21 protein-coding genes and 3 pseudogenes are annotated in these 26,502 nt (G+C 72.3%); 9 read left to right on the forward strand and 15 right to left on the reverse strand.

The window, feature by feature from the left end:
* Positions 1-73: 73 nt before the first annotated feature.
* On the reverse strand, positions 74-1,270 hold the full coding sequence (locus ACFWFZ_RS11565; RefSeq protein WP_387120144.1) for a CapA family protein: 1,197 nt from the start codon (positions 1,268-1,270) through the stop codon (positions 74-76).
* Between the two features lie 304 nt (positions 1,271-1,574).
* On the opposite strand from ACFWFZ_RS11565, the gene ACFWFZ_RS11570 reads away from it, so the two are divergent.
* Complete coding sequence (locus tag ACFWFZ_RS11570) at positions 1,575-2,114, forward strand: sigma-70 family RNA polymerase sigma factor (RefSeq protein WP_387120147.1); 540 nt, start codon at positions 1,575-1,577, stop codon at positions 2,112-2,114.
* 230 nt (positions 2,115-2,344) lie between these two features.
* The gene (locus ACFWFZ_RS11575) at positions 2,345-2,809 is read left to right on the forward strand and encodes a hypothetical protein (protein ID WP_387120648.1); all 465 of its coding nucleotides are present in this window, start codon (positions 2,345-2,347) and stop codon (positions 2,807-2,809) included.
* 3 nt (positions 2,810-2,812) lie between these two features.
* Here the strand turns inward: ACFWFZ_RS11575 and ACFWFZ_RS11580 are convergent, their stop codons facing one another.
* The 5 genes from ACFWFZ_RS11580 to ACFWFZ_RS11600 all read right to left on the reverse strand — a co-directional run bounded on the left by ACFWFZ_RS11580 (position 2,813) and on the right by ACFWFZ_RS11600 (position 8,752).
* Positions 2,813-3,199: a hypothetical protein gene (locus ACFWFZ_RS11580; RefSeq protein ID WP_387120150.1), complete on the reverse strand. Its 387-nt coding sequence runs from the start codon at positions 3,197-3,199 to the stop codon at positions 2,813-2,815.
* Positions 3,200-3,225: 26 nt separating this feature from the next.
* Entirely contained in the window at positions 3,226-4,086 is an 861-nt protein-coding gene (locus ACFWFZ_RS11585; protein ID WP_387120153.1) for an Fpg/Nei family DNA glycosylase, read from the reverse strand.
* A 20-nt stretch (positions 4,087-4,106) separates the two neighbouring features.
* Positions 4,107-5,360: a hypothetical protein gene (locus ACFWFZ_RS11590; RefSeq protein ID WP_387120156.1), complete on the reverse strand. Its 1,254-nt coding sequence runs from the start codon at positions 5,358-5,360 to the stop codon at positions 4,107-4,109.
* Between the two features lie 73 nt (positions 5,361-5,433).
* Positions 5,434-7,497 carry a SpoIIE family protein phosphatase gene (locus ACFWFZ_RS11595; protein ID WP_387120158.1) on the reverse strand — a complete coding sequence of 688 codons (2,064 nt, stop codon included), beginning with the start codon at positions 7,495-7,497 and terminating at the stop codon, positions 5,434-5,436.
* Positions 7,498-7,504: 7 nt separating this feature from the next.
* A complete protein-coding gene (locus tag ACFWFZ_RS11600; protein WP_387120161.1) occupies positions 7,505-8,752 on the reverse strand; it encodes a DUF6777 domain-containing protein in 1,248 nt (415 codons plus the stop codon).
* Between the two features lie 148 nt (positions 8,753-8,900).
* Between ACFWFZ_RS11600 and ACFWFZ_RS11605 the strand changes: the two genes are divergently transcribed.
* The gene (locus tag ACFWFZ_RS11605) at positions 8,901-10,340 is read left to right on the forward strand and encodes a lipase maturation factor family protein (RefSeq protein WP_387120164.1); all 1,440 of its coding nucleotides are present in this window, start codon (positions 8,901-8,903) and stop codon (positions 10,338-10,340) included.
* Here ACFWFZ_RS11605 and ACFWFZ_RS11610 read toward each other — a convergent pair.
* From ACFWFZ_RS11610 to ACFWFZ_RS11620, 3 genes are all read right to left on the reverse strand, one after another.
* On the reverse strand, positions 10,326-11,309 hold the full coding sequence (locus ACFWFZ_RS11610) for an NAD-dependent epimerase/dehydratase family protein (RefSeq protein WP_387120167.1): 984 nt from the start codon (positions 11,307-11,309) through the stop codon (positions 10,326-10,328). The genes ACFWFZ_RS11605 and ACFWFZ_RS11610 overlap by 15 nt on opposite strands.
* A 164-nt stretch (positions 11,310-11,473) precedes the next feature.
* Positions 11,474-11,647: a hypothetical protein gene (locus tag ACFWFZ_RS11615; RefSeq protein WP_387120170.1), complete on the reverse strand. Its 174-nt coding sequence runs from the start codon at positions 11,645-11,647 to the stop codon at positions 11,474-11,476.
* Between the two features lie 682 nt (positions 11,648-12,329).
* Positions 12,330-13,817, reverse strand: a complete 1,488-nt coding sequence (locus ACFWFZ_RS11620; RefSeq protein WP_387120172.1) for an SDR family NAD(P)-dependent oxidoreductase — start codon at positions 13,815-13,817, stop codon at positions 12,330-12,332.
* 290 nt (positions 13,818-14,107) lie between these two features.
* Between ACFWFZ_RS11620 and ACFWFZ_RS11625 the strand changes: the two are divergent.
* Positions 14,108-14,842, forward strand: a pseudogene (locus ACFWFZ_RS11625) (DMT family transporter); the annotation flags it as partial.
* 102 nt (positions 14,843-14,944) lie between these two features.
* Here the strand turns inward: ACFWFZ_RS11625 and ACFWFZ_RS11630 are convergent.
* Positions 14,945-16,225, reverse strand: coding sequence for a transglycosylase family protein (locus ACFWFZ_RS11630; protein ID WP_387120175.1), 1,281 nt, complete (start codon positions 16,223-16,225; stop codon positions 14,945-14,947).
* A 185-nt stretch (positions 16,226-16,410) separates the two neighbouring features.
* Here ACFWFZ_RS11630 and gndA point away from each other — a divergent pair, with 185 nt between their 5' ends.
* On the forward strand, positions 16,411-17,856 hold the full coding sequence (gene gndA, locus ACFWFZ_RS11635; RefSeq protein WP_387120178.1) for an NADP-dependent phosphogluconate dehydrogenase: 1,446 nt from the start codon (positions 16,411-16,413) through the stop codon (positions 17,854-17,856).
* A gap of 281 nt (positions 17,857-18,137) precedes the next feature.
* Here the strand turns inward: gndA and ACFWFZ_RS11640 are convergent, their stop codons facing one another.
* From ACFWFZ_RS11640 to panD, 3 genes are read right to left on the reverse strand one after another with little or no spacing between them, the layout of a single operon-like run.
* Entirely contained in the window at positions 18,138-18,776 is a 639-nt protein-coding gene (locus tag ACFWFZ_RS11640; RefSeq protein ID WP_387120651.1) for an aspartate/glutamate racemase family protein, read from the reverse strand.
* Positions 18,770-19,129, reverse strand: a complete 360-nt coding sequence (locus ACFWFZ_RS11645; RefSeq protein ID WP_387120181.1) for a GNAT family N-acetyltransferase — start codon at positions 19,127-19,129, stop codon at positions 18,770-18,772. Before ACFWFZ_RS11645 ends, ACFWFZ_RS11640 begins: the two co-directional genes overlap by 7 nt.
* Positions 19,130-19,142: 13 nt before the next feature.
* On the reverse strand, positions 19,143-19,565 hold the full coding sequence (panD, locus tag ACFWFZ_RS11650) for an aspartate 1-decarboxylase (RefSeq protein ID WP_387120185.1): 423 nt from the start codon (positions 19,563-19,565) through the stop codon (positions 19,143-19,145).
* 595 nt (positions 19,566-20,160) lie between these two features.
* Here panD and ACFWFZ_RS11655 point away from each other — a divergent pair.
* The 3 genes and pseudogenes from ACFWFZ_RS11655 to ACFWFZ_RS11665 all read left to right on the forward strand — a co-directional run.
* Positions 20,161-20,478 (forward strand): annotated as a pseudogene (locus tag ACFWFZ_RS11655) (transposase); the annotation flags it as partial.
* Between the two features lie 44 nt (positions 20,479-20,522).
* A complete protein-coding gene (locus tag ACFWFZ_RS11660) occupies positions 20,523-21,917 on the forward strand; it encodes an endo-1,4-beta-xylanase (RefSeq protein ID WP_387120188.1) in 1,395 nt (464 codons plus the stop codon).
* Between the two features lie 65 nt (positions 21,918-21,982).
* A pseudogene (locus ACFWFZ_RS11665) lies at positions 21,983-22,805 on the forward strand (RICIN domain-containing protein).
* A 217-nt stretch (positions 22,806-23,022) separates the two neighbouring features.
* On the opposite strand, the gene araD reads toward ACFWFZ_RS11665, so the two are convergent.
* Positions 23,023-23,760 carry an L-ribulose-5-phosphate 4-epimerase AraD gene (gene araD, locus ACFWFZ_RS11670; protein WP_387120191.1) on the reverse strand — a complete coding sequence of 246 codons (738 nt, stop codon included), beginning with the start codon at positions 23,758-23,760 and terminating at the stop codon, positions 23,023-23,025.
* 328 nt (positions 23,761-24,088) lie between these two features.
* Here araD and ACFWFZ_RS11675 point away from each other — a divergent pair, with 328 nt between their 5' ends.
* The gene (locus ACFWFZ_RS11675) at positions 24,089-25,165 is read left to right on the forward strand and encodes a LacI family DNA-binding transcriptional regulator (protein WP_387120654.1); all 1,077 of its coding nucleotides are present in this window, start codon (positions 24,089-24,091) and stop codon (positions 25,163-25,165) included.
* A 149-nt stretch (positions 25,166-25,314) separates the two neighbouring features.
* Here the strand turns inward: ACFWFZ_RS11675 and ACFWFZ_RS11680 are convergent, their stop codons facing one another.
* Entirely contained in the window at positions 25,315-26,439 is a 1,125-nt protein-coding gene (locus ACFWFZ_RS11680) for an aldose epimerase family protein (protein WP_387120194.1), read from the reverse strand.
* Positions 26,440-26,502 lie beyond the last annotated feature (63 nt).

A 26,502-nucleotide genomic window follows, 5' to 3' on the forward strand; every position in this document is an offset into this window, starting at 1 on the left:
AGGCACGAACGGTTTTCGAACACGTACGGACCTGTGAGTCCGGCACACGGCGCCCCGGAGGCGAACCGAGCCCCTAATGAACCGCCTTCAGGCCGTCCTTGGCGGCGCCGCGGCTGAGGACCGCCTCGGTGATCTCGTCCCGGGCGGCCTCGTAGTCCTCCCGGCCGGGGTTCTCGGCCAGGGCGTCGGGGAGGTGGACGACGCGGCCGGCGGCCAGGTCCATCATCTGCGGCACGAACTCCGCCTTGGTGACCTGCCAGCGCTGTCCGGCCGCGGCCGGCGGGGCGAAGGTGAAGCGGCCGATCGAGCCGTAGTTGCCGCGCATGTCGCGTGCGCCCGTGTAGTTGAACATCTCGCCGGCCACCTGGTCGCCCATGCCGTAGACGACCCAGGTCCCGTTGACCTTCTCGTAGGGCTGCGGGATGTGCGCGTGGGTGCCGAGGATCAGGTCGATGTCGGGCCGGCCGCCGGTCTGCGAGGCGGTCAGCGCCCTGCCCAGCGAGATCTGGGTCTCGTCCGGTTCGGTCTGCCACTCCGTGCCCCAGTGGACGCTCACCAGCACCACGTCGGCGCCCGACTTCCGGGCGTCCCGGGCATCCGTGATGATCTTGTCCTGCGTCATCAGGTTGACCGCCCACGGCTGGCCGTCGGGCAGCGGGTAGCCGTTGGTGTCGTAGGTGTACGCGAGGTGCGCCACCTTGGCCGAGCCGGCCGTGTAGGTGGTCGCCTTGGCCGCCTCGGCCGCCGTGCGGGCCGAGCCGGCGTGCCCCAGGCCGACCTTGTCGAAGCGGTCGAGGGTGCGGCGCAGCCCGGCGGCGCCGTCGTCGAGTGTGTGGTTCGAGGCCGTGGAGCAGCCGTCGTAGCCGGCGTCCTTGAGGCCGTCGGCGACCTGCGGCGGGGACTTGAAGGCCGGGTAGCCGGAGAAGGGCCCGCCCTCCTCCCCGTAGATGGTCTCCATGTGGCAGAGGGCCAGGTCGGCCCCCGAGACCACGCTCTTGACGCCGGAGAACATGGGCCTGAAGTCGTAGCCGTCGCCCTGCGCGTCGTTCGCGGCCCGCTGGATGACCGAGGTGTGCGGCAGTACGTCGCCGCTCGCGACCAGGGTGAAGCCCTTGGCGGCGGGGGCCCCGCCGGCGCTGGAGGGGGCCGGCGGGCCGGAGTCCCCCAGGCGGGCCGGTGCGGTGTCCCCGGCGGCCGAGCATCCCGCCGCCGCGGACAGCAGGAGGGCGCAGAGCAGGGCGGCCGCCCTCGGCCGGGTGCGCGTGGTCATCAGTCGGGCTCCCATTTATACGACTATCTGACTTGTCATCATCTGCAATCCATACAACAACACCCAGTAAGTCAAGAAGCGGATCCGCACCCCGCCGGCGAACCCACTCGGACGGCGGACACGGCACGGCCTGCCGTTCGCCGCGCCGTTCGACCGTTCACCGCCGGGCACCGCCGCCCGTCGGACCACCCGGGTGCTTGGGCGCAACACCGGGGCAGGACGGTTCCCGGTCGGCTCTGCGCAGGTCAGGGTGTGGACGGGGCGCCGCCCCGAAGACCCCCGCGCACCCCGGAAGGAGCCACTCGTGCCGCTCTCCCCCACCCTCCCGCGTACGGATCCCGAGGCCCTGGCCGAACTCCAGCGCGACCACGGGCGGGCCCTGTTCGGATTCCTGGTCGGTCTCACCGCCGGCGACGCCCAGCGCGCGGAGGACCTCGTACAGGAGACCCTCGTACGGGTCTGGCAGCACCCGGAGGCACTGGCCAGCGGACACGACTCCATGCGCCCCTGGCTGTTCACGGTGGCCCGGCGGCTCGCGATCGACGCCCGGCGGGCCCGGCTGTCACGGCCGCTGGAAGTGGACCCCGAGGGGCTGGAGCAGGCACCCGCCGCCGAGGACGCGGTGGCCGGGTCGGTCACGGCGATCGACGTGCGGCGGGCCGTGGGGTCCCTGGGGCCGGAGCACCGCGAGGTGCTGCTCCAGGTCTACTTCCGGGACCGGTCGGTCGCCGAGGCCGCCGCCGAGCTCGGCATCCCGGCCGGGACCGTCAAGTCCCGCACCCACTACGCCCTGCGCGCCCTGAGGAAGGACCTCCAGGGGTACGGCTACGGCCTCGGCGCCTGAGACCCGCCGCTCCGCGAACGGGTCCCGGAACGCCGCGAAGGGATGCGGACCGGACATAAAACGCATCGAATTCGACAGAACACCGTCCAAGTTGAGTAAACATCCCCCGCTCCGTGAGCCGCTCGGTGAAGGCTCGGGGCTGACGACGGGACGCTCGACGCGCGGGAGAAGGTGGAACGGTGCAGCCCGAGGGTACGAACGGCACCAGTGACGGTGGGCTCGCGGTGCCCATGGCCTGGCTCTACGCCGAGTACATCGCCGACGAACTACTGCGGACGGGCCGGCTGATCCCGGTCAACACCCTGGAGTTCCGGGCCGGACGGGACACGCTCGCCCTGACCATCTACCTCTCCGACGCCGCCGGCGAGCTCTCCGGGATCCGCGTGGTCTCGCAGCTCGACGAGTGGCTGTCGCTGACGGCGTACGGGCACCCCTGGCGCGACTGGGTGCACACCCGTTTCCTCGACCTCGGCGAGGCGGCCCGCGAAGGCGGCCGCGGCGAGGACCCCGACCTGGAACTGGCCCGGGCGGCCTGGCGCTGGCTGGACGGCACCGAACTGTTCGCCACCAATCTCGATCCCGGACGGCACGGCCACGCCGACAACCCGCCCGGACTCGACGAGAACGCGCGCGTGTGGACCCCCGCCTGGCAGCTCGGCCTGCCGCTGGGCCACCTGGCGATGCACCTCTTCTGACGGCTACGACCTGTCGGCCGGATCCATCACCAGGCCCGTGAAATCGGCCTCGTTGCGCTCCGCCCGGCGGACGTACCACCGGGCGATCAGCCACATGACCGGATACACCAGCAGCCCCAGCACCAGCCAGACCAGCGGGCCGGGCCGGGCCCCCGGGGCCGCGAACACCAGCGGCAGCGCCCCGACCAGCGACACCAGAGCGGCCAGCGCCCCGAGCCCCGCGCGCAGCTGGCTGCGCATGAGGGCCCGTACGTAGGTGGCCCCGAGGCTGGTCTGTTCGGAGATCTCCGAGCGCGCCGGGGTGTGGGCGGGCGCCCGGCGGCGGGCGCCCCGGGGCACCCCGGTGACGATCTCGCGCCGGGGCGGCGACTGCTGCTGCTCCTCGGCCATGGTGGCGGAGTCTACGCAGCGCCCGGCTATTTGAGGAGGCGCGAGAGCCGCCGGTCGGCGAGCGGCTTCCCGCCGGTCTGGCAGGTGGGGCAGTACTCCAGCGAGGAGTCGGCGAAGGACACCGAGCGGATCGTGTCCCCGCACACCGGGCACGGCTCGCCGGCCCGGCCGTGCACGCGCAGCCCGCTCTTCTTCTCGGCCTTGAGCTTCCCGGCGGCGACCCCGTGCGCCCGGCCGACCGCCTCGCGCAGGGTGTCCCGGACCGCAGCGTGGAGTTGTGTGACCTGCTCCTCGTCGAAGGAGGAGGCGAGCTTGAACGGCGACACCCGGGCGGCGTGCAGGATCTCGTCGCTGTAGGCGTTGCCGATCCCCGCGAAGACGCTCTGGTCCCGCAGGACGCCCTTGATCTGGCGCCGCTCCCCCGTGAGGAGCGCGGCGAAGGCGTCCCGGTCGAAGGCCTCGGCGAGCGGATCGGGGCCGAGGCGGGCGATGCCGGGCACCTCCTGCGGATCGTGGACCACGTACACGGCGAGCCGCTTCTGGGTCCCGGCCTCGGTGAGGTCGAAGCCGCCCCCGCCCTCCAGTGCGACGCGCAGGGCCAGCGGGCCCTTGCCGGGCCTCGGCGGCTGCGCCGGCAGGGACTCCTGCCAGCGCAGCCAGCCGGCCCGGGCCAGGTGGGTGACGAGGTGGAGCTCGCCGATCCGCAGGTCGAGGAACTTCCCGTGGCGGGCGACGGCTCCGGCGGGCCGCCCTTCGAGGGCGGTCAGCGGCGGCTCGTACGTCTTGAGCACGCTCACCGCGAGCGGGAGGACGCGCTCGACCACCCGCCCGGTGAGGTGCTCGTCGAGGTACTCGCGCAGAGCCTCGACCTCGGGCAGCTCCGGCATGCTCCCAGCCTGCCGCCGCCTCAGGCGAAACGCGAACTGGGAACCGGGCCGGGTGACGCGATCCGGTCCCGCGGGGCCGCGAGCCAGCCGGGGGCGACGCCGGCCGCGAAGGCGCGGAAGGCCTCATCCGGGTCGGGCGGTGCCTGCCCGTCGCCGCCGTCCGGGGCGGGGTCCGCCGCGGCGACGTCCCGGGCGATCTCCTCCTCGGGCCGGTCGTCGTCCCGCCAGGGCGGGACGACGAACTGGCACAGCAGCGTGCTGAAGTCGGCGCTCACCGCGGGCGGCTCGGTCCAGCAGGTGGCGTGCTCGGACAGGATCTGGCCTTCGGTGCGCGCGTGGAGTGTGCGGACGAGGTCCGGGTCGGCCTTGGCCAGGTCGTACGCGACGACGAGGGTGTCCGTGCGGTCCGGCCGGTACGGGACGGCGGGCAGGCCGAGCACCGCGGCGGCGGCGAGGCCGAGGATCCGCTCGGACCGGCCGGGCAGCAGCGAGACGCATCCGGGGCGGCGCCCGGCGGCCTCCAGGGCGAGCCCGAGGCGTGCCAGCCCCTGGCGGCACAGCTGACGGGTGTCGCCGAGGTAGGCGTACCGGCCGGTCATCCCGGCGTCCCAGCCGTACGGGGACAGGGTGGCGAGCAGTCCGCCCGTGAGGCCGTAGTGCCAGCCCCGCAGGTCGGCCGGGCCGAACGGGTCGGGGTGTCCGGCGCTCCGCTGGGCGCGGCGGGACTGGCCGCTGCGCAGGACCTGGCGGGCCTGGCGCTCCCGGGCGGGCGACCACTGCGGGTCCTCGGGCGCGGGCAGACCCCTCAGCAGCCCCTCTGCGGTGTCGAGGTCCCCGGCGAAGAGGGTGTTGTGCACGAGGAGGTACGTCTCGGGCCAGGCGGGCAGCCGGTCGCCGCGGGCGGCGAGCAGTGCGGCGGCCTCGGCGTGCCGGTGCTCGTCCTCCAGGGCGGAGACCAGCTCGGCGAGGAGCATGCGCGAGTCGGGCAGGAGCCTGAGGGCCTCGCGCAGGGGCGCGACGGCGAGGAAGGCGATCCCCCGCTCGACGCAGGCGTACCCGAAGTCGTAGAGGGCCTGCGGTTCGTGGGGTCGTTCGGCGGCCTTGCGGGCGGCGTCGGCCAGGTCCGTGAACCCGGCCTTGTCGGCCAGGGCCCTGGCGGCCTCGGCGAGTTCGGCGATCGGTGCCGTCTCGGCGTGCGGCCGCAGGGACCGGACCGCTCCGGGCAGATCGTCCTGCTTCAGCAGACGGCGTACTTCGTCCATGGCGTGGGTCATCGCCCCTGATCCTCACGGACCCCGCGCCGTCCCCGCAACGGACTTTCCCCCGGCCCGTCCCGCGGCGCCGTGCTCAGCCCATGACGAACTCGCACCACACGCACTTGCCGCTGCCGCGCGGCTCCACTCCCCACACGTCCGCCAGCCGGTCCACCAGCATCAGGCCCCGGCCCGAGACGCCGGAGTCGCCCGCCTCCCGCCGGCGCGGGAGCGCACTGGAGCGGTCGGCGACCTCGACGCGCAGTCTGCGCTGGTGGCCCGCCAGTATGCGCAGGGTCACGATGGCGGGGCCGTCCGTGTGCATGAGCGCGTTCACGATCAGCTCGTCGGCGACCAGCTCGATCTCGTCGGCCCGCTCCCGCGCGCCCCAGGCGCGCACCGCCGCCCCGATCATGTGGCGGGCGGCCACCAGGGCCTCCGGGTCGCCGGGGGCCACGTGCTGCTGCAGCCTGCCGCCGCCGGGCGGGACGGGTGCGGGCCGGCGGCGCAACAGGAGGAGGGCCATGTCATCGTTGCCGCCGCGCTCGGTGGTGATCTCGCACAGCCGGTCGGCGAGGAGCTGCAGGTCGGCGGGGCCGCTGCGGATGAGGGAGGCCAGCATGTGGATCCCGTCGTCGAGGTCGGCGCCGGGGTGTTCGACGAGGCCGTCGGTGCACAGTAGGAGCGTTTCTCCCGGATCGAGTTCCACGGTGGTCACGGGGTACTCGAGCCGGCCGAACTCCGCCGACAGACCGAGCGGCATGCCGCCGGCCACCGGTAGCCGGTGGCAGTCCCCGTCGCGGGTGCGCAGCAGCGGGTCGATGTGGCCCGCGCGGACCATCTGGAGCACGCCGGTGGAGAGGTCGGCCTCCACGTAGGTGCACGTCGCGAAACGTTCGGTGTCCAGTTCGTGGAGGAAGACGGAGGCCCTGGCCATGACGGTGCCGGGTGAGTGGCCCTCGGCAGCGTAGGCGCGCAGGACGATCCGCAGCTGGCCCATGACCGCGGCCGCGTGGGTGTCGTGGCCCTGGACGTCGCCGATGACGGCGCCGACCCGGCCGCCGGGCAGCGGTACGACGTCGTACCAGTCGCCGCCGATGTCCTGGCCCATCCGGGCGGAGCGGTACCGTACGGCGATCTCCCCGCCGGGTACCGAGGGGATCCGGCGGGGCAGCATGGCCTGCTGGAGGCCCTCGGCGAGGTCGTGCTCCTGTTCCAGCAGCATGGCGCGCTGGAGGCTCTGCGCGATGCTGCTGCCGAGGGCGACGAGCAGGTTGCGCTCCTCCTGGGTGAAGCCGTCCTTGTCCTGGTAGAGCAGTCCGATGGCGCCGATCGGGCGGGCCTGGGCGATGAGCGGCAGATAGGCGGCCGCCGAGATCTGCATGGAGGAGATCTTCGCCCAGAGCGCCGGGTAGCCCTGGGCGAATTCCTCGGCCGAGTCGAGGAAGCGCGGCTGGAGGGAGCGGACGACCTCGCTCATCGGGTACTGCTCGTCGATGCGGGTGTAGCGGGTCCCGGGGACGAAGCTGCCCTCCGGGCCCTCGGCCACGAGGTGGATCCGGCCTGCTTCGACGAGGCCCATCACCATGCCCATCGAGCCCAGCCGTTCCAGGCCGTGGGCGTCGCCGAGCGCGTCGATGACGTCCTGCACCGTCCGGGCGTGCGCGAGGGCGGCGGTGGTGCTCTCCACCACCGAGGTCTGCCGGCGCCGTTCCTCGTCGAGTCCGAGGCGTTCCGCAGAGTGGCTGAGTTCCTCGGTCGCGTCCCGGACGATGCCGATGATCCGGTGGGGCCGCCCGTCCGGGCCGCGCATGACGCGGCCCTGGGTGTGTGTCCAGCGCAGCCGCCCGTCCCGGCAGCGGATGCGGAAGTAGGCGCCGTAGCTGTCGACCTCGCTCTTGAGGGCGGAGGAGACCATGGCGTCGAGCCGGGCCGACTCGGCCGGCGGGACGCGCGGGGAGAGGGACTCGGGCCGGCCGTCGTACTCGCCGGGGGTCGTGTCGAAGACGTCGAGGGCGGCTTCGTCCATGTGCATGAGACCGGTGACCAGGTCCCAGTCGAAACTTCCCATGCGGTTGAGCGAGAGCGACCGGTCCGGGTGTGCGGGCCAGTCGTCCGGCAGCGATACGGTGGTCGGCACCGGTCCACCATGACACACGGGCCGGTCAGGCGCTCTCCAGCGGCAAGCCCTCGTCGGAGGTCGGCATGAGGTCCGGATCGACGTAGGGGTCGGCGGAGGGCTCCGTGTCCGGATCGGCGTACGGGTCGGCGTAGGGATCGGAGTACGGGTCCTGGGGATCGCCGGGCTGCGTCGTCGATCCGCCGGGCCACGGCGGGAGCGCCGGATCGTCCGGGTTCTGCGTCAGCTGGTCGGACGGGGCGTCCGAGGGGAGGCCCGAGGGCGGCCGCTGCTGCGGCTGCTGCGGCTGGCGCGGCCGGGTGGAGGGGCTCAGGGGCACGGCGGGGCTCTGCTGCGCGTTCCCGCCCGGCGAGCTCTGCGGGGACGGGTTCGACGGGCAGTGCGCCGGCCCGGATCCCGGTGTGCCCGGGCAGGGCTCGGCCGACGCGGCACCGGAGGGAAGGGCGGGGCCGTTCGGGATGCCGTCTGCCGGGTCGTAGGGGGGCAGGGCCTGCGGGGTCCGGTCCTGGGCTCCGTCGTCACCGTGCTTGCGCTCGATCCAGGTGTTGTCCGCGATGTTGACGATCACCAGGTTGTTGATCACGTGGGTGGTGGGCTCGATGACGACGACCTGGTTGGGCTGGTAGCCGTTCCACGGGTCGCCCTTGTGCACCGGGCTGCCCTTCGGCGCGCGCGGGGAGCCCAGCGGGTTGCCGCAGCCGCACCGGACCCGGGGCATGCCGTGTTCGTCGACGAGGACGGCGGTGCCCGCCTGGAGGACGGACTGGTAGCCGTCGGCGCGGCCGCCGCGGAAGCCGTGGTTGGTGACGCGGGTGTCGGCGCGCAGTACGACGGGGGTCAGCCCGCGCAGGAAGTCGGGGATGCCGGCCTCCTGGATGCCGGACGCCTGGGCGAAGGCCCGGGCCTTGGCGCTGTCCTCGGTCAGGTGGCGCACCTGCTGTTCCACGTCGCAGCTGCCCCGCCGCTGGGTGCCGCCGTAGAGGCCGGGGGTGGCGGCGTTGACGGTGCGGATGCCCTGCCCGGTCGGGTTGGGCAGCGGGGGCTGGACGGGGGCCGACTCGCCGGTGGCCGAGGATGCGGTGAAGGGGTTGGGGCCGACGTTGGCCACCGGCTGGAGGTAGACCTCCTGGCTCTCGGGGCCGGCGCCGCCGGTCGGCTCGTCGCGTCCGCCGCAGGCCGCGGCGAACAGGCCGAGCAGGGCGAAGAGGGCGGCGCCGGCCGGTGCCTGACGACGCGACGCCTGACGAGGTGTCGGAAGTGACGGTCCGTTCACGAGTTTCTCCCTTTTCGCCCCGGTTGCTCCCTCTTGTCTGCCGCATCCGCGCGAGAGTCGCAACCGGAGCGCTTCTCGAACGCGTTCAAGAAATGCGTCGGCCGGGCGGGCTGGCAGGCGCCGCCCGACCGGCCGGATACTGGGGGTGATGGACTGGTTCACGGCTCCCGGGTACTGGCTCGCCCGGCTGGTCTTCCAGCGGGCCCTCGCCGGTGTCTACCTCGTCGCCTTCGTCGGGGCCGCCCTGCAGTTCCGGGCCCTGATCGGGGCGCACGGCATGCTGCCCGTGCCGCGCTACGTACGGTACGTGCCCTTCCGGCGCGCCCCGAGCCTGTTCCAACTGCGCTACTCGGACCGGCTCTTCGCGAGCTGCGCCTGGACCGGGGCCGCGCTGGCGGCGGCCCTGGCCGCCGGGGCCGGGGACGAGGTGCCGCTGGCCGCGGCCATGGCGATGTGGGCCGTGCTGTGGGTGCTGTACCTGTCCATCGTGAACGTCGGCCAGACCTGGTACTCCTTCGGCTGGGAGTCGCTGCTGCTGGAGGTCGGCTTCCTCGCGGTGTTCCTCGGCAACGCCCGGGCCGGGCCGCCGGTGCTGGTGCTGTGGCTGCTGCGCTGGGTGCTCTTCCGCGTGGAGTTCGGGGCCGGGCTGATCAAGATGCGCGGGGACCCCTGCTGGCGCAAGCTGACCTGCCTGTACTTCCACCACGAGACGCAGCCGATGGCGGGGCCGCTCAGCTGGTTCTTCCACCATCTGCCGAAACCGCTGCACCGGGTGGAGTGCGCCGCCAACCACGTGACCCAGCTCGTCGTCCCGGTGCTGCTGTTCACCCCGCAGCCGGTGGCCTCGTACGCCGCCGGGGCCGTCATCGCGACACAGCTGTGGCTGGTGCTGTCGGGGAACTTCGCCTGGCTGAACTGGCTGACGATCACCCTCGCCGTGTCGGCCGTGGACTTCACCGGGCTCGCGGGGCCGCCCCCGGCCGCAGCCTCGCGGCCGGCTCCGGTCTGGTTCGTGGTCCTGGTCTGCGCGGTGACCGCCCTGGTGCTGTTCCTCAGCCGCCGGCCGGTGCTCAACCTGGTCTCGCGCCGCCAGGTGATGAACCGGTCCTTCGACGCGCTGCACCTGGTCAACACCTACGGGGCCTTCGGCTCGGTCGGACGGGTCCGCATGGAGGTGGCGGTCGAGGGCACCGCGGACCGGGTGCCGCGCGAGGACGGCGACTGGAAGGAGTACGGCTTCAAGGGCAAGCCGGGCGAACCGCGCAGGCTGCCGCGCCAGTTCGCCCCCTACCACCTGCGCCTTGACTGGCTGATGTGGTTCGCGGCGATCTCCCCCGGGTATGCGCGCGACTGGTTCGGGCCGTTCGTGGAGCGGCTGCTGGCGGGCGACCGGGACACGCTGCGGCTGCTGCGCCACAACCCGTTCCCGGACGCCCCTCCCGTGCACGTCCGCGCCCTGCTCTACCGCTACCGCTTCACCACCTGGCGGGAGCTGCGCGAGACGGGGGCCTGGTGGCACCGCACGCTGGTGCGCGAGTACCTCCCGCCGACCCGGCTCGCGGACGCCCGGCGGTCAGAGCCCGAGTAGCGCGGCCTCCCGCTCGGCGTCGAGCCCGGGGGCCGGCCGGTCGGCCCGCTGCGGGGCCCGGCCGCCGAGGGTGCGCAGCCAGGCCCAGGTGTCGGCCACGGTCTCCTCGACGGGGCGGCACCGCAGGCCGGCCTCCAGCGCCCTGGCCACGTCCCCGCCGAACATGTAGTCGTGCGACTCGCCCTCGGGGAGCCAGACCGGCAGCTCGGTCCAGGGCTCCACGCCGGCGTCGAGGATCGGTCCCGGGTCGGTCCAGCGCAGCTCGGCGTCCGCGCCGGTGACGGCGGCGCAGGCGTCGAGGAGGGCGCCCATGGTGGCGTGCCCGGCCGGGGAGACCAGGTTGTAGGCACCGGCGAGCCCGGCGACGGCGGCGTCCAGGGTCCAGCGCGCGAGGTCGCGTACGTCGATGTACTGGATCGGGAGTCCGCGCGGGCCGGGGGCGAGCACCGGGCCGCCGCGCGCGATGCGGTTCAGCCACCAGGGCAGCCGGCCGACGTTCTCGTAGGGGCCCAGGATCAGCCCGGCGCGGACCAGCAGGGCACGTTCGGCGAAGGCGTCCAGCGCGGCGAGTTCGCCGCCCCGCTTGTCCTCGGCATAGGCGGTCGCCGCGGCGTCCGGCGAGCCCTCGACGAGGGGGCCGTCCTCGCCCTGCCCGGCGGGGGCCGGGTAGGCGTACACCGAGCGGCTGGAGACGTACGTGTACCTGCCGGCCCGGCCGCTCAGCAGGCGGGCGCTGTCGCGGACCGCCGTGGGGGCTCCGCCCCAGGTGTCGACGACGAGGTCCCACTCCCCCTCGGCAAGGGCGGCCAGGCCCCCGGGGGCGGTGCGGTCCCCGTGCAGGACATGGGCGCCCTGCGGGGGCGCGTGGCGGCCCCGGTGGAAGACGGTCACCTCCCAGCCCCGGGCGAGGGCGTCCTCGGTGATCGCACGTCCGACGAATTCGGTACCACCCAGCATCAGCAGCTTCATACGAGCAGCCTGGACCGGCGGACCGGGCCGCGGAAGCGGTGATCGCTCTCGGCGATGACGCTCAGGGCGTAGCGGGAAAGGGCAGCGCCCCCGGTGCCGGTGGGCACGAGGGGGCGCTTGTCACCGCTCTGCGGGTGGGTACGGGACGTCGGCGGACCGGCGGACTAGTCGATGCCGGGCAGGATGTGGGCTTCCGCCAGGTCGTCCTCGTACCCGGCCAGCCGGATCGGGGCGGAGCGCGCCCAGACCTCAAGGCTTCCGAGTTCGTCGGACCGCGTCGTGGCGCGAGGCCCTGTCCGCTCCAGCAACTTCGGTTCGGGCTGCGTCTTTTCAGTCACCGCGCACTCCTCTGTGTCGCGTAACCCGGCCGCTGACCGCGAGCCGGGTAAGGGATCAAGGGTTCCGGACGCGGTGGCGCCTTCGTGGAGCGCGGCCCGGATGGGGGCCGTCTTGATGCCCCAGGGTACACATATGAGCGCACCTCCGCTCGATAGGAAGGCAAAATCCGCTGTGCTTTCTCAGTTTCGCCCCGAGTTCGGCAAGTCGCGGGTCGGCGGGGGCGTCACGGGCGGTGCGCTCGGACCCGGATGCGCGAGACGCGACGGAGGGGGTCGACGACGTCGGGATCCGGCGCACCGTCAGCCCCAACCACCGTTGGCCACAAGCGTGGTTGAGCCGACGGGACGGCCGCACGGCAGCCGCGACGACCGGCGCCCCGCGGACGGCGGCGCCACTTCGGCGCCCGCTCCCCTCCGAAAGGAACCGCAGCTCGCGGGCTTGCCGCACGACACCGGCCAGATGCTCCGTCCGGGTGACGGAGCGCGACACGCCGTACGCGCAGCGGAGGCGGTGCACCCTCCTGCCGAATGACCGCGCGGCCCGGCTCGTACGGCCGCGCGTGCCGAGGAGGGGAACGGGCGCCGGGAAAAGCGACGGCCCGGGAACGCGAGCGACCCCCTCGGTCAGCCGAGGGGGTCGGTCGAGGGCATGCGGCAGGCCCTGGGTGCCGGGGGCGGCGGGCTACCAGTTCGCCGGGGCGTAGTCCTTGAGGAAGACGCCGAACAGGTCCTCGCCGGCCTCGCCGCGCACGATCGGGTCGTAGACCCGGGCCGCGCCGTCGACCAGGTCGAGCGGGGCGTGGAAGCCCTCCTCGGCGAGGCGCAGCTTGTCGAAGTGGGGGCGCTCGTCGGTGATCCAGCCGGTGTCGACCGAGGTCATCAGGATGCGGTCGGTCTGGAACATCTCCTGGCCGCTGGTCCGTGTCACCATGTTCATCGCGGCCTTGGCGGCATTGGTGTTCGGGTGCCCCGCGCCCTTGTAGCCGCGGCTGAAGACGCCCTCCATCGCCGAGACGTTGACGACGTAGGCCCGCCCGCCCGCGGCCTTGCGGGCGGCCTCCGCCATGGCCGGCCGGAGTGCGCTGATCAGGATGAACGGCGACGTGTAGTTGCACAGCTGGGTTTCGAGCAGCTCCACCGGGGAGATCTGGTCGATGGTCTGCACCCAGGTGTTGCTGTCGACGACGTCGGGCAGCAGGCCGCCGGCGTCGATGGCGGTGCCGGCCAGGTGCCGCTCCAGGCTGGCGTTGCCCGCGACCAGCGCGAGGTCGGCGACCTTCTGCGCTTCGAGTCCGCTCACGCCGACGGGCAGGGCCGCCAGGCCGTCCACCGCGCCGGAGTTGAAGGCGCCGATGACGTGGTGGGCGGGGAGTTCGCCGGCGGGCAGCGGGGCGCTCTCGCCCTCGACCAGCGCCGCGTAGGCCGTGGGCAGGCGGCGTACGGTCTGCGTCGCGTTGTTGATCAGGATGTCGAGGGGGCCGGCCGCGGCCACCTGGTCGGCGAGGGCCACGGCCTGGGCCGGGTCGCGCAGGTCGATGCCGACGACCTCCAGGCGGTGCATCCAGTCCGCCGAGTCCTCCATCGCCTTGAAGCGGCGGATGGCGTCCTTGGGGAAGCGCGTGGTGATCGTGGTGTGGGCGCCGTCGCGCAGCAGCCGCAGCGCGATGTACATGCCGATCTTGGCCCGCCCGCCGGTGAGCAGCGCGCGCTTGCCGGTGAGGTCGGCGCGGGCCTCCCGCTTGGTGCGGTTCTCGGCGGCGCAGCCCGGGCAGAGCTGGTGGTAGAAGTAGTCGACCTCGACGTAGCGCGTCTTGCAGACGTAGCAGGAGCGCGGACGCTGGAGTATCCCGGCGATCCGGCCGGCCTCCGTGACCGAGGAGGGCAGGATGCCCTCGGTCTCGTCGTCGATGCGTTCGGCGGAGCCGGTCGCGGTCGCCTCGGTGACGGCCTTGTCGTTGGCGGTCTTGGCGGCGCGGCGCTCCTGGCGGCGGCGCTGCTTGACCGTGCGGTAGACGCCGGCCGTGGCGCGGCGGACGGCGATGGCGTCCGGGTGGTCGACGTCGATCTCGTCCAGTTCGGCGAGCACGTCGAGGCAGAGCGCCAGCCGCTCGGGGTCGATGCCCGGTCCGTAGGCCTGTGCCTGGTCGTGGCTGTCTTCGGTCACCGTCATGGCCGCTGCCGTTCCTTGATCACTCGTCCGCATCCGCCTGCTGCGGAGGTCCTCAAAAGGGAAACTGTACGGATCCCCTACGCCCCGAGCCAAACCCGCGGCCCGACACCTCCCGCATCGCGAACGGGCCGTCACCGTACGGATCGACGCGGTGACCGTGGGGCACGGCAGGGGTGGCGCTGCGCTGCTGGAGGAGCCACGCTGCGTGCTCGCGTACTACGTCGGGAGTATGACCCGTGACCACCTGTGGGGGGAGGAATAGCGCGGACGGGTCCGGCATTGTGGATCTTATGAGTGCACTCGCGCTGTCGGTCCTGCTCTGCCTCGTGTCCGCCGTGGCATACGCGGGTGGCGCGATCGTCCAGGAGAGGGTCGCGGCGACAACGCCGGACCGGCCGTACGCGCCGCTGCGCCGGGGCGGCTGGTGGGTGGCGGTCGGGCTGAACGGCCTCGGCGCGTTGCTGCACGTGGTGGCGCTCGCGTACGGGCCGCTGAGCCTGGTCCAGCCGCTCGGGGCCCTCACCATCGTGTTCGCGCTGCCGATGGCGGCCGTCTTCGTACGGCGCCGGGCGGGCGCGGCGGCCTGGCGCGGGGCGGTGCTGGCCACGGTCGGGCTGGCCGGGCTGCTGGCGCTCACCGGCGGGGCCGGGCGGGCGGAGCAGCCGCTGGGGGACGGCGAGCGGAGCCTGCTGCTCGTGGGAACCGGGGCGCTGGTGGCGGCGCTGTTCCTGGCCGCGCACCGGATGCGCCGGGTGGTGCTGCACAGCGTGCTGCTGGCCGCGGCGGCCGGTACGGCCTTCGGCATGGCCTCGGTGTTCACCAAGTCGGTCGCGGAGAACGTCGAGGCAGGCGGGCCGGGCGGCCTGTGGGCGGACCTGGCGGCGATCACGGTGCTGGCGTCGGCCGGGCTGCTGCTGTCGCAGGCGGCCTACCGGGGCGCAGGACTGACGGCGCCGCTGGCCACGGTGACGGTGGTCAATCCGGTGGTCGCGGCGACCGTCGGCATCCTGCTCTTCGACGAGGGCTTCCGCCACGGGGCCGCGGGCACGGCGGCGGCACTGGCCAGCGCCGTGCTGGCGGCGGCCGGCCTGGTCCTGCTCACGGCCGTGCCGCCGCACGTGCGCGGGTCAGATGCGGACCCCGTGGCCGCGCAGGTACCTCAACGGGTCGATGTCGGAGCCGTAGCCGGGGCCGGTGCGGATCTCGAAGTGCAGGTGCGGGCCGGTGCTGTTGCCGGTCGAGCCGGAGCGGCCGATGCGCTGGCCTCCGGAGACCTGCTGGCCGGCCTTCACGCCGAGGGCCGAGAGGTGGGCGTACTGGGAGTACCGGCCGTCGGTGTGCCGGATGACGACCTGGTAGCCGTAGGCGCCGGCCCAACCGGCGGAGACGACCTGGCCGGGTCCGACGGACTTGACGGTGGTGCCGGTGGCCACGGGGAAGTCGATGCCGGTGTGGTAGCCGCTGGACCAGGAGGATCCCGAGACGCGGTAGGCGGTCCCGAGGGCGGCGTCGACGGGAGCGGAGAACCCGCCCGTGGCCGGCTTCTGCTGCGCTGAGGCCGGCTGCGTGTCGGGCTTGTCGGCCGGTTTCCCGGCAGGTTTCTCGGCCGGTTTCGGGGTCTGCTTCTCCACGGGCTTCGGCGCGGGCCGCTCCGCCGGCTTCTCCGCGGCCGGCCCCCCGGGCTTGACCGGCTCGGCGGTCCGCGGCGGCTTCTGCGCGGGCGGGGCCGGCGGGGCGGTGGTGACCCGCATCGTGAGCCGCTGGCCGGGGAGGATCAGGTTCGGGTTGTCTCCGACGACGGCCCGGTTGGTCTCGTAGAGCGCCTGCCACCCGCCCTCGACGTGCTGCTCGGTGGCTATCGCGGAGAGCGAGTCGCCCGGCGCGACGACGTACGGATTCGGCAGGACCGAGGTTCCGGTCGGGCGGGGCGTGCTCCCCTGCACCGCGGTCGTCCGGACCTCCTGGGTCCGGGGCTGCGAACGCGCCTCGGGCTGCGCGGGGACCTGCGCTGCGAGGACCGGCGACGGGCCGCCGCGGGTGAGCCCGGCGCCCTTGCCGCAGTGGGGCCAGGCCCCGGGGCCCTGCCCCTTGAGGACCTTCTCCGCGACGGCGATCTGCTGCTCCTTGGTGGCCAGGTCGGCGCGCGGAGCATACGTGGTGCCGCCGAAGGCACGCCAGGTGCTCTGGCTGAACTGGAGTCCGCCGTAGTAGCCGTTGCCGGAGTTGATGCGCCAGTTGTTCGTCGACTCGCAGGCGGCGACCTTGTTCCAGGTGTCCACGGAGGCGGCGTCGGCGACTCCGGCGCCCATGAACGGGAGCGCGATCCCGGCGCCCCCGGCGGTGACGGCCAGCGAGGCCCGGTTGATGCTGCTCGGCTGATACCGGCGGTGCCGGCCCCGTACGCCCATGGAAGCCCCCCATTCGAGACATCAGGAATCGCATAACGTAACGCCGGGATCATTGCACGACAAGGGAGCAACGGGGCGCTCTTCAGCGGAACTTGACAATCCCTCGACGGGCCGGAGCGCCGCGCGGCCGGCGGCGGGGTAGCGTCGGGCACAGCCCGCACACCGAAGCACGCAGGAGCGCACAGATGAGCACGAGCACAGCCCAGATCGGCGTCACCGGCCTCGCAGTCATGGGCAGCAACCTCGCCCGCAACTTCGCCCGCAACGGATTCACCGTGGCCGTTCACAACCGCACCGCCGCGAAGACCACCGCCCTGGTGGAGGAGTTCGGTCACGAGGGCGCGTTCGTGGCCGCCGAGTCGGCCAAGGAGTTCGTCGACGCGCTGGAGCGCCCCCGCCGCATCGTCATCATGGTGAAGGCCGGGGATCCGACCGATGCCGTGATCCGCGAGTTCGCCCCGCTGCTGGAGGAGGGCGACGTCATCATCGACGGCGGCAACGCGCACTTCGAGGACACCCGGCGGCGCGAGCGGGACCTGCGCGAGCAGGGCATCCACTTCGTGGGCGTGGGCATCTCGGGCGGCGAGGAGGGCGCGCTGCTCGGGCCGAGCATCATGCCGGGCGGCTCGAAGGAGTCCTACGCGTCCCTCGGCCCGCTGCTGGAGAAGATCGCGGCGAAGGCAGCCGACGGCACGCCGTGCACCTCCCACGTGGGCCCCGACGGCGCCGGCCACTTCGTCAAGATGGTGCACAACGGCATCGAATACGCCGACATGCAACTGATCGCCGAGGCGTACCACCTGCTGCGCGAGGTCGCGGGGTACTCCCCCGCGAAGATCGCGGAGACCTTCCGGGACTGGAACCGGGGGCGCCTGGACTCGTACCTGATCGAGATCACCGCGGAGGTGCTCGCCCACACCGACGCCGCGACCGGGCAGGCGTTCGTCGATATCGTGGCCGACGCCGCCGAGCAGAAGGGCACCGGCCGCTGGACCGTGCAGATCGCCCTGGACCTGGGGGTCCCGGTGTCGGGGATCGCCGAGGCCGTGTTCGCCCGCGCCGTCTCGGGCCACGCGGACCTGAGGACGGCCGCCCGCGGACTCGCGGGCCCGGCCTCCGCGGCGCTGTCGCCGGAGGCGGCGGACGCGTTCGCCGCGCAGGTGGAGGAGGCGCTGTACGCGTCGAAGATCGTCTCGTACACGCAGGGGTTCCACCAGATCCGGGCCGGCAGCGAGGAGTACGACTGGAAGGTGGACCTGGGTGCGGTGGCCTCGCTGTGGCGCGGCGGCTGCATCATCCGGGCGGCGTTCCTGGACCGCATCCGCGCGGCCTACGACGCCCGGCCCGACCTGCCGAGCCTGCTGGCGGACGAGCGCTTCGCCGAGGAGATCGGGGCGGCGCAGGAGGGCTGGCGTTCCGTGATCACGGCGGCGGTCGGTGCGGGCATCCCGGTGCCGGCGTTCGCGGCCTCACTGGCGTACTACGACGCGCTGCGCGCGGAGCGGCTCCCGGCGGCCCTCACCCAGGGCCAGCGGGACTTCTTCGGGGCGCACACCTACCGCCGCACCGACCGCGAGGGCTCGTTCCACACCCTCTGGAGCGGCGACCGCTCCGAGGTCCGCACAAACTGACGCGGCAATAGGGTCTGTATCGAGTTGCGCCGCGGGGCAACTCGATACAGGCCCTAGCTCCAGGGCCCGGGCTGGGGTACCGGCGCGGGCCCCGGGGGCGGGGGCACCGGGTCCGGCTCCGGGACGGGGCCGGGCACGGGCGGCACGGGGCGCGGGATCGGCTCGGGGTCCGGGAACGGGCTGGGCGCCGGTGTCGGGTCGGGCTCGGGAGTCGGCGGCTGCGTAGCTTCGAGTTTTCGCACCATGTAGGGCACTTTCCCGCGATTGCGTCCCGTACGCCCCTACGCTTCGGCCGTCAGGGCGAGCGCGGCCGCCAGGCCAAGGGCGGGGCTGGACAGCACGGGGGTCGCGGTCATGGCCCGCTCGGCGGCGCCCGCCATGGAGGCCTGGGCGAGGACGATGACGTCCGCACCGGTGACGGCGTCGGCTGCCGCGGCCACCTGGGAGAGGTAGCGGGCGGTGTCCCCCGCCTCGAAGCTCTCCCAGGCGCCGGGGACGAGGTGCGTGACGACCGACACCGGCCGCCCACCCGCCTCCTCGGCGAGCAGCTCCGCCGTCGGAGCGAGCGTCGACGCGAGGGCCGCGAGGACGGCGATGCGCGGGCCGGCGCGCACGGCCGCGGCCGCCATCGGCCGGTCCACGCGCAGCACCGTGGCGCCGAGGGCCGGCGCGAGTGCCTCGGCGGTCGCCCCGATGGTGGAGCAGGTGACCAGCACGGGGCCCCGCCCGGCCGCGGCGAGCAGCTCCCGCAGGGCCGGAGCCACGGACCGCGGCCCGTCCGCGCGGGCCCGGTCCAGCAGCTCCGGCACCACCAGGTGCCGCAGGACGGCCCCCGGGTGGTGCCGGTCGCGCAGCGCGTCGAAGACGGGGACGTGCACGGGCGAGGTGTGCAGCAGGGCCAGGCCGGGGGCCGTCACCAGAGGTCGGAGTCGGCCGCCAGCTGTGCTTTCGCCGCCGCCACGACGTCGGCCGGCGCGTCGGGTGCCTCGTCGGGGTGTTTGGCGGCCCAGCTCGCCGCGTACGGGCAGAGCGGAACCACGGGCACGCCCTCGGCCTGGGCACGTCCGTAGAAGGTCCTCACCAATCCCCCGGCGATGCCCCGGCCCTCGTGGCCCGGCTCGACGATCGTGTGCACCGCCACCAGGGCGTGGGGCGGCCGGGCGAGCACGAAGTAGGCGATGAACCCGACGGCCTTCCCGTCCTCGACGGCGAGCAGCCGCCCGGCCACCCGCTCGTCCTGGAACTCGATCGGCGTGTTCGGGCTCTGCGGCATGCTCCGCGGCTCCTTATCGGGCGGCTACGGCATGGGGGCTGCGCTGCTGGTCCGTGCCCGGTACCGGTGCCGAGGCGTCGGAGCCCAGTTCGATGATCCGGTTGTCGGCGTCGACGTGCACGACGCGCGGCTTCAGCGCCCGCGCCTCGGCGTCCTCGACCTGTGCGTAGCTGATGAGGATGACGAGGTCGCCGGGGTGCACGAGGTGTGCGGCGGCGCCGTTGATCCCGATCACGCCGGATCCGCGCTCGCCTTCGATGACGTAGGTCTCCAGCCGCGCGCCGTTGGTGATGTCCACGATGTGGACGAGCTCCCCGGGGAGCAGGTCGGCGGCGTCCAGCAGGTCGGCGTCAACGGTCACGGACCCGACATAGTGCAGGTCGGCCTGGGTGACGGTGGCCCGGTGGATCTTGGACTTGAACATGGTGCGCAGCAATTTGAGCTCCTAGAAGACGGCTCCCTGCCAGCTTTCTGCAGGTCAGGGGCGGTCTCACTCTACACTGACACGCGTCGGATCGAAGATTAAAAGGAACATCGATTCCCGCTGACGAGAAGGCCCCTGGCCTGCACTTCCGTGCGAACCAGGCTGTTGTCGCGGCGCCGAGCAGGCGTCGAATGGGACAGCCACGTCGGAATGTTCGGGGACCGATGCTGACCAGATGCTGACTTACCTGACGACACATCGGGCGTGTGAGGGACGCAGCACGACTCGCTGCGCGGACCGCGGCGCCGAAGGCAGAAACTTGATCGCCATGATTGCGGACCTCGTGAACCTGGGGGTCCCACTGAGGTGGTCCGGGACTTGGACGAGGCCCGCTTGCTCGGGAACTGGAGCCTGCAAAGAAGGCTCGACATTCCCTTACGCCGAAGTCGCCGACATCGCCTCTCTGATCAAGGAAGCCGCGTTCCTTCGCTACGTCCAGCCTGAACAGCGAGCAGCGTTGCGTGCAGCCCGTCGGGCGCGGGCGCGACGGACACCGGACGACAGCACCCTGGGACCACGCGCCTGGTATGCAGGCCCAGGCCCACGTCACCAAACGAGACACGACCCCCACCGCGGCCGCCACTTCAAACCCCAGCGCCTACACGCCGACAAGGCCTACGACATACCTGAACTGCGGAAATGGCTACGGGGCAAGCGGATCGGCGTCCGCATCGCACGCAAAGGCATTGAGTCCAGCGAACGACTCGGGCGCCGCCGATGGGTGATCGAACGGACCATGTCCTGGCTCACCGGCTACCGCCGGCTCAACCACCGCTACGAGCGCCACCCCCGCAACTACCTGGCCTTTCTCGGCCTCGCTGCTGCCCTCTGCTGCTACAAGCGGCTCGTCCGCCTCACCACATAGGACACGGTCTAAATGCCATTCCCCCACGCACCGTCCGCCGGAAGATGGGCGGTCTTCGTACGGCCCTGGTCGTCGGCGTCTTCGGCTCGGCCGCGGTGCTGGTGGCTCCGCTGACCTCACAGGCCGCCGAGAGCACGCTCGGTGGCGCGGCGGCGCAGAGCGGCCGTTACTTCGGCACCGCCATCGCCTCGGGCAGGCTGGGCGACTCGGCGTACACGACGATCGCCGGCCGCGAGTTCAACTCGGTGACGCCCGAGAACGAGATGAAGATCGACGCCACCGAACCCCAGCAGGGCCAGTTCAACTTCGCCGCCGGGGACCGCGTCTACAACTGGGCGGTGCAGAACGGCAAGCAGGTGCGCGGCCACACCCTGGCCTGGCACTCCCAGCAGCCCGGCTGGATGCAGAACCTCAGCGGCAGCACGCTACGCCAGGCGATGACCAACCACATCAACGGCGTGATGGCCCACTACAAGGGCAAGATCGTCCAGTGGGACGTCGTGAACGAGGCCTTCGAGGACGGCACTTCGGGAGCCCGGCGCAACTCCAACCTGCAACGCACCGGCAACGACTGGATCGAGGTCGCCTTCCGCACCGCGCGCGCCGCCGACCCGGCCGCCAAGCTCTGCTACAACGACTACAACGTCGAGAACTGGACCTGGGCCAAAACCCAGGCGATGTACGCCATGGTCCGGGACTTCAAGCAACGCGGCGTGCCGATCGACTGCGTCGGCTTCCAGTCCCACTTCAACAACGACAGCCCCTACAACAGCAACTTCCGCACCACCCTGCAGAGCTTCGCCGCCCTCGGCGTCGACGTGGCCATCACCGAACTCGACATCCAGGGCGCCTCGGGCACGACCTACGCCAACGTGACCAACGACTGCCTGGCCGTCCGGCGCTGCCTCGGCATCACCGTCTGGGGTGTGCGCGACACCGACTCCTGGCGGCCGGAGCACTCGCCGCTGCTGTTCAACGGCAACGGCAGCAGGAAGCCCGCCTACACCTCCGTCCTCAACGCACTCAACGCCGCCTCCCCCACTCCGACCCCCACGCCCGGTTCTGGACAGATCAAGGGCGTCGGGTCAGGCCGCTGTCTGGACGTGCCCGGTGCCAGCACCACCGACGGCACCCAGCTCAACCTGTGGGACTGCAACAACCGCACCAACCAGCAGTGGTCGTACACCGCCGGAGGCGAGCTCAGGGTCTACGGCGACAAGTGCCTGGACGCCGCCGGCACCGGCAACAGCGCCAAAGTCCAGATCTACAGCTGCTGGGGCGGCGACAACCAGAAATGGCGTCTCAACTGCGACGGCTCCATTGTCGGCGTCCAGTCCGGCCTCTGCCTTGACGCCGCCGCCAACGGCACCGCCAACGGCACCTTGATCCAGCTCTACTCGTGCTCGAACGGCAGCAACCAACGCTGGACCCGCACCTGATCTGCCACAGCGAAACGGCCCCCGCCCCTCCACACAGACATCGCTGGTGGTCCCGGTTAGCCGCCGTGGTGGCGGCGACCCTCGCGATCGGCATGCTCGCCGCGGTGAAGCCGGTGCCCGCCGAGGCGGCGACGGTGGACACCAATGCCTGGTACGTCCTGGTCAATCGCAACAGCGGCAAGGCGCTGGACGTCTATGGCGTGTCCACCGCCGACGGCGCGCGGGTCAGCCAGTGGACGCGCAGCGACGGAGCCAACCAGCAGTGGCAGTTAGTGGACCCCGGCGGCGGCTTCTACCGCCTCGAGGCCCGGCATTCGGGCAAGGTTCTCGACGTGGCCAGCGCCTCGACCGCCGACGGTGCCGCGATCGCGCAGTGGGCCGACGGCAACGGGGCCAACCAGCAGTTCCGCCTGGCCGACTCACACGCGGGCCACGTCCCCGGCTGATCAACCGCAACAGCGGCAAGGCCGTGGAGGTACAGGGCGCCTCCACCGCCGACGACCGCAACGTCGTCCAGTACACCGACCGGGGCGTGGCCAACCAGCAATGGCAGATGGTCAAGCTGTCGTCCGGTGGCGGCGGATGCGGCAGCGCCCCGACTCTGGCGAGCGGTACGCACACGATGCAGACATCGCGCAAGGACGGTCCCTGCGCGACAGATTCGTCAGCAACAACGGCCGCGCTCCCCAGAGCCCGCGCGAGCCCGCGCCGGGCAGCCGGACGCACGTCACCACCACCTACTCGGGCTGCCGCGCCGGGTACCCGGTCCAATGGGCCGCGTTCGACGGAGGCCACATGCCCGGTCCGGTCGACGACTCCCCCAACGAGAGCGGCGTCGCGACCTGGACCAAAAAAGAGATCTGGAGGTTTTTCGCACAGCTCCATTGAAACGCCCGCACCTTGGAGTGAAGCCAGGATGATCCTGGCTCCACTCCGTCGTCCATCTGGCCCTGGCCGTCTGCGGTGACCCGCGACAATCCTCCTCGCCGATCCCATCAAGCAAGTGAGCCGTGTCGCCGGATGCGCGCGCGAGGTCCCACTGTCCTCCGAGCCGCAGCTGTCGGACGATCTGGCGGATCACGCGGCGCCGAGGCGGTGCCCGGCCTCAGGCGCCCGGGGAGTGCGGGGTGTTGCCGTAATAGGCGTCCGGTCCGTGCTTACGGGTGAAGTGCCGCTCCAGCAGATGCCTCGGTGGTGCGGAGGCGTCCCCGAGAGGGGACCCCAGCGCCAGCGTGTGCAGCGCCATCTCCGCCACGGCCTCGCAGACGATGGCGTTCTCCAGCGCGGCCTTCGCGGTGGATCCCCAGGTGAAGGGGCCGTGTCGTGAGACGAGCGCTCCGGGGACCTCGTCGGCCCGACGGGGGTCGCCGTCGAGCCGGGCCACGATTACCTGTCCGGTGTTGTACTCGTAGTCCTGCGCGCACTGCTCGGCGGTGAGGTCCGCCGTCACGGGGACGGGCCCGTTGAAGGTGTCGGCGTGTGTCGTGCCGAGCACGGGGATCGGGCGGCGGGCCTGGGCGAAGGCGACGGCGTGCGCCGAGTGCGTGTGGGTGACGCCGCCGATGGAGGGGAAGGCCCGGTAGAGGCACCGATGGGTTTCCGTGTCGGTGGAGGGCCTGAGGTGCCCGTCGACGACCCGGCCGTCCTCCAGTGCCACCACCACCAGGTCCTCCTCCGTGAGGTCGGCGTAGGAGACCCCGGACGGCTTGATGACGAAGACGCCGGCGTCTCGGTCCACTCCGCTGACGTTTCCCCAGGTGAGGGTGGCCAGACCGGCCTCCGGGATGCGCAGGTTGGCCGCGAGGACCTCGCGACGGAGGTCCTTGAGGATGGTCTCGCTCACTACGCTCTCACCGTCTCTCCGACATGCGCGGCGGTTTCCTGGGACCGGCGTCCAGCAGGCCCCGCAGTCGCGCATGAGTGGGCTGGACTGATCGGGGGCCGTGCTAGGCATCGCGGCTCCGCCAGCCCAGCTCCCCCAGTTACCCCCATCAGATTGTGAACGCTAACAATCACAAATCTCAAGAGGGAGGAGAAGACTCGTGCCCCCAACTTGCGATCATCGCTGCATAATGTGAGCGCCAACATCAGTACCCCGTCGACGATCGCCCGATCGGTCCGAGATGTGTGCGGGCCGCGGCTGGTTCGGTACCTTGAGGGAAGGCCGCTCGATGAGGAAAGGAAGAGGGTTGACCCAGCTCCCAGACGTCTCGCGAGCGCCCACGATGACGGACGTCGCGCGCGTCGCCGGTGTGTCCCATCAGACCGTTTCACGGGTGCTCAGCGATCACCCGAACGTCAGCGCCAAGACCCGGGCCGCGGTGACCCAGGTCATCGAGCAGCTGGGGTACCGCCGCAACTCGGCAGCCCGGGCTCTGGCCACTCGCCGGACCCACACGCTGGGCGTCATCGCGGTGAACACCACTCTGCACGGGCCCGCCAGCACCGTGGCGGGAGTGCAAGAGGCGGCTCGGGACCGCGGCTACCTGACGTCCGCCGTCACGCTTCGGACCGCCACGCAGACAGCCCTCGCCGAAGCCATGCAGCACCTCGCCGGGTGGGGCGTGGAGGGGATCGTCGCCGTCACTCCCCAACGCGCCGCGGTGCGGGCCCTGGCGGCATTGGAAGCACCGTGCCCGGTGGTCACCGTGGAAGGCGGACACACTCTGGATCTGCCAGGGGTGTCGCTGGACCAGAACCTCGGCGCTCGCATGATCACGGAGCATCTTCTCGCGTCGGGCCACGCCACCGTGTGGCATGTCGCAGGCCCTCCCGACTGGCTCGAGAGCGAGGCCCGCACGCAGGGGTGGGAGGACGCGCTACAAGATGCCGGCGCCGAAGTGCCGCCCCTGCTGCGCGGCGACTGGAGTCCGCTGTCGGGATACCAGGCCGGCCAGCAGCTCGCGGGTCGGGTCCTGGCGTCACGAGGGCGGGGAGCGGGCCTCACCGCGGTGTTCGTCGCCAACGACCAGATGGCCCTCGGTGTCCTACGGGCCTTGCGGGAAGCGGGCCTGCGTACGCCGGAGGACGTGGCGGTCGCCGGCTTCGACGACATCCCCGAGGCGGAGTTCTTCCCACCCCCGCTGACGACGATCCGTCAGGACTTCGCCTCGCTCGGCCGCGACAGCATCGGGCTGCTCCTGGACCACATCGAAGGCCGAACCGACGAGTCGACGCACCTGGTGGTGGCGCCAGAGCTCATCGTGCGCGCCAGTACGGCCCGCAGGAGCGCTCCCTTCAGCGCATGACCCCTACCGCCGGGGGGTTCCCCCTCCCCGTGGGAAGTCGGGCCCCGGGCACCGATGGCACGTCGTACGGGGAAGGTGCCGCGGGCGCGAAAGCCGCTGTCCGGTGCCCCTGCGGCACCGGACAGCGGCTACGGCCGGCGCCGCCCCTCTCAGGCGGTGACCGTGGTGAAACTGTGGATCGTGGTGGACCGGTACAGCTCACCCGGGCGCAGGAGGACCGTCGGGTAGTCGGGGCGGTTCGGGGAGTCGGGGAAGTGCTGGGTTTCCAGCGCGACCCCCGCGTAGGCACGGTACGGGGTGCCTCCCTTGCCCGTGATGTCACCGGTCAGGCCTTGGGCGGTGTAGACCTGGATGCCCGGTTCCGTGGTGCGCACGTCCATGCGGCGGCCGGATGCCGGGGCGTACAACACGGCGGCCTTCCGAGGACGGGCTCGCGGGGCGCCGTCGAGGACCCAGTTGTGGTCGAAGCCGCCTCCGGCGAGGGCCAGTTGCGCATCCGTATGGGTCAGGACGTCGGAGAGCCGCCGGTGCCGGCGAAGGTCGAACGGCGTGCCGCTGACCGAGCGGTGAGGGCCGTCGGGGATCAGGGCGGCGTCGACGGGGGTGTAGAAGGGGGCCTCTACCTGGAGGTGGTGGGACGGGACGTTGCCGCGCCCCTCTCCTTCGAGGTTCCAGTAGGCGTGGTTGGTGAGGTTGACGACCGTCGGCGCGTCGGCGACCGCCTGGTACGACAGGGTCAGGTTGTCGTCCCGGTCCAGCGTGTAGGTGACGCGCACGTTCAGGGCACCGGGGAACCCCTGGTCGCCGTGGGGGCTGTGCAGGAACAGGCGGACACCGGTGCGGTGCGCGGAGTGGAAGGGTTCGCACTGCCACACGCGCTGGTCGAACCCGTCGGGACCGCCGTGCAGTGTGTGCCCGTTCTCCTGGGTGGCCAGCCGGTGGGTGACGCCGTCGACGACGAGCCGGCCGCGCGCGATGCGGTTGGCGTAACGGCCCACCGTCGCACCGAAGTAGCGTGCGGAGCCCTCGAAGGCGGCGGGGTCGCGGGCGGCGAGCACCACATCGGCAGTGTGGCCCCAGCGGTCCGGCAGGATCAGGGAATGGAGGCGGGCGCCGCGCGAGAGGACCTCCGCGCGGGCCCGGCCGGGGAAGCCGAACCGCCACCTCTCCCCCGTTCCTTCATCGGCCGTGCGGAGGGGACGGCCCGTCCGCGGACCGGAGGCGGTCCGCCTGGGCTCAGCGGCCTGGTCTGCGGATTCATATACGTGTTCCATGGCGGTGTTCCCAAGCTGTGATCGCGGCACTCGAACGCGGCGGCACGGGCTGATGGCTGCTGG

This window comes from Streptomyces sp. NPDC060232 (genome assembly GCF_042726555.1).
Taxonomy (GTDB): Bacteria; Actinomycetota; Actinomycetes; order Streptomycetales; family Streptomycetaceae; genus Streptomyces.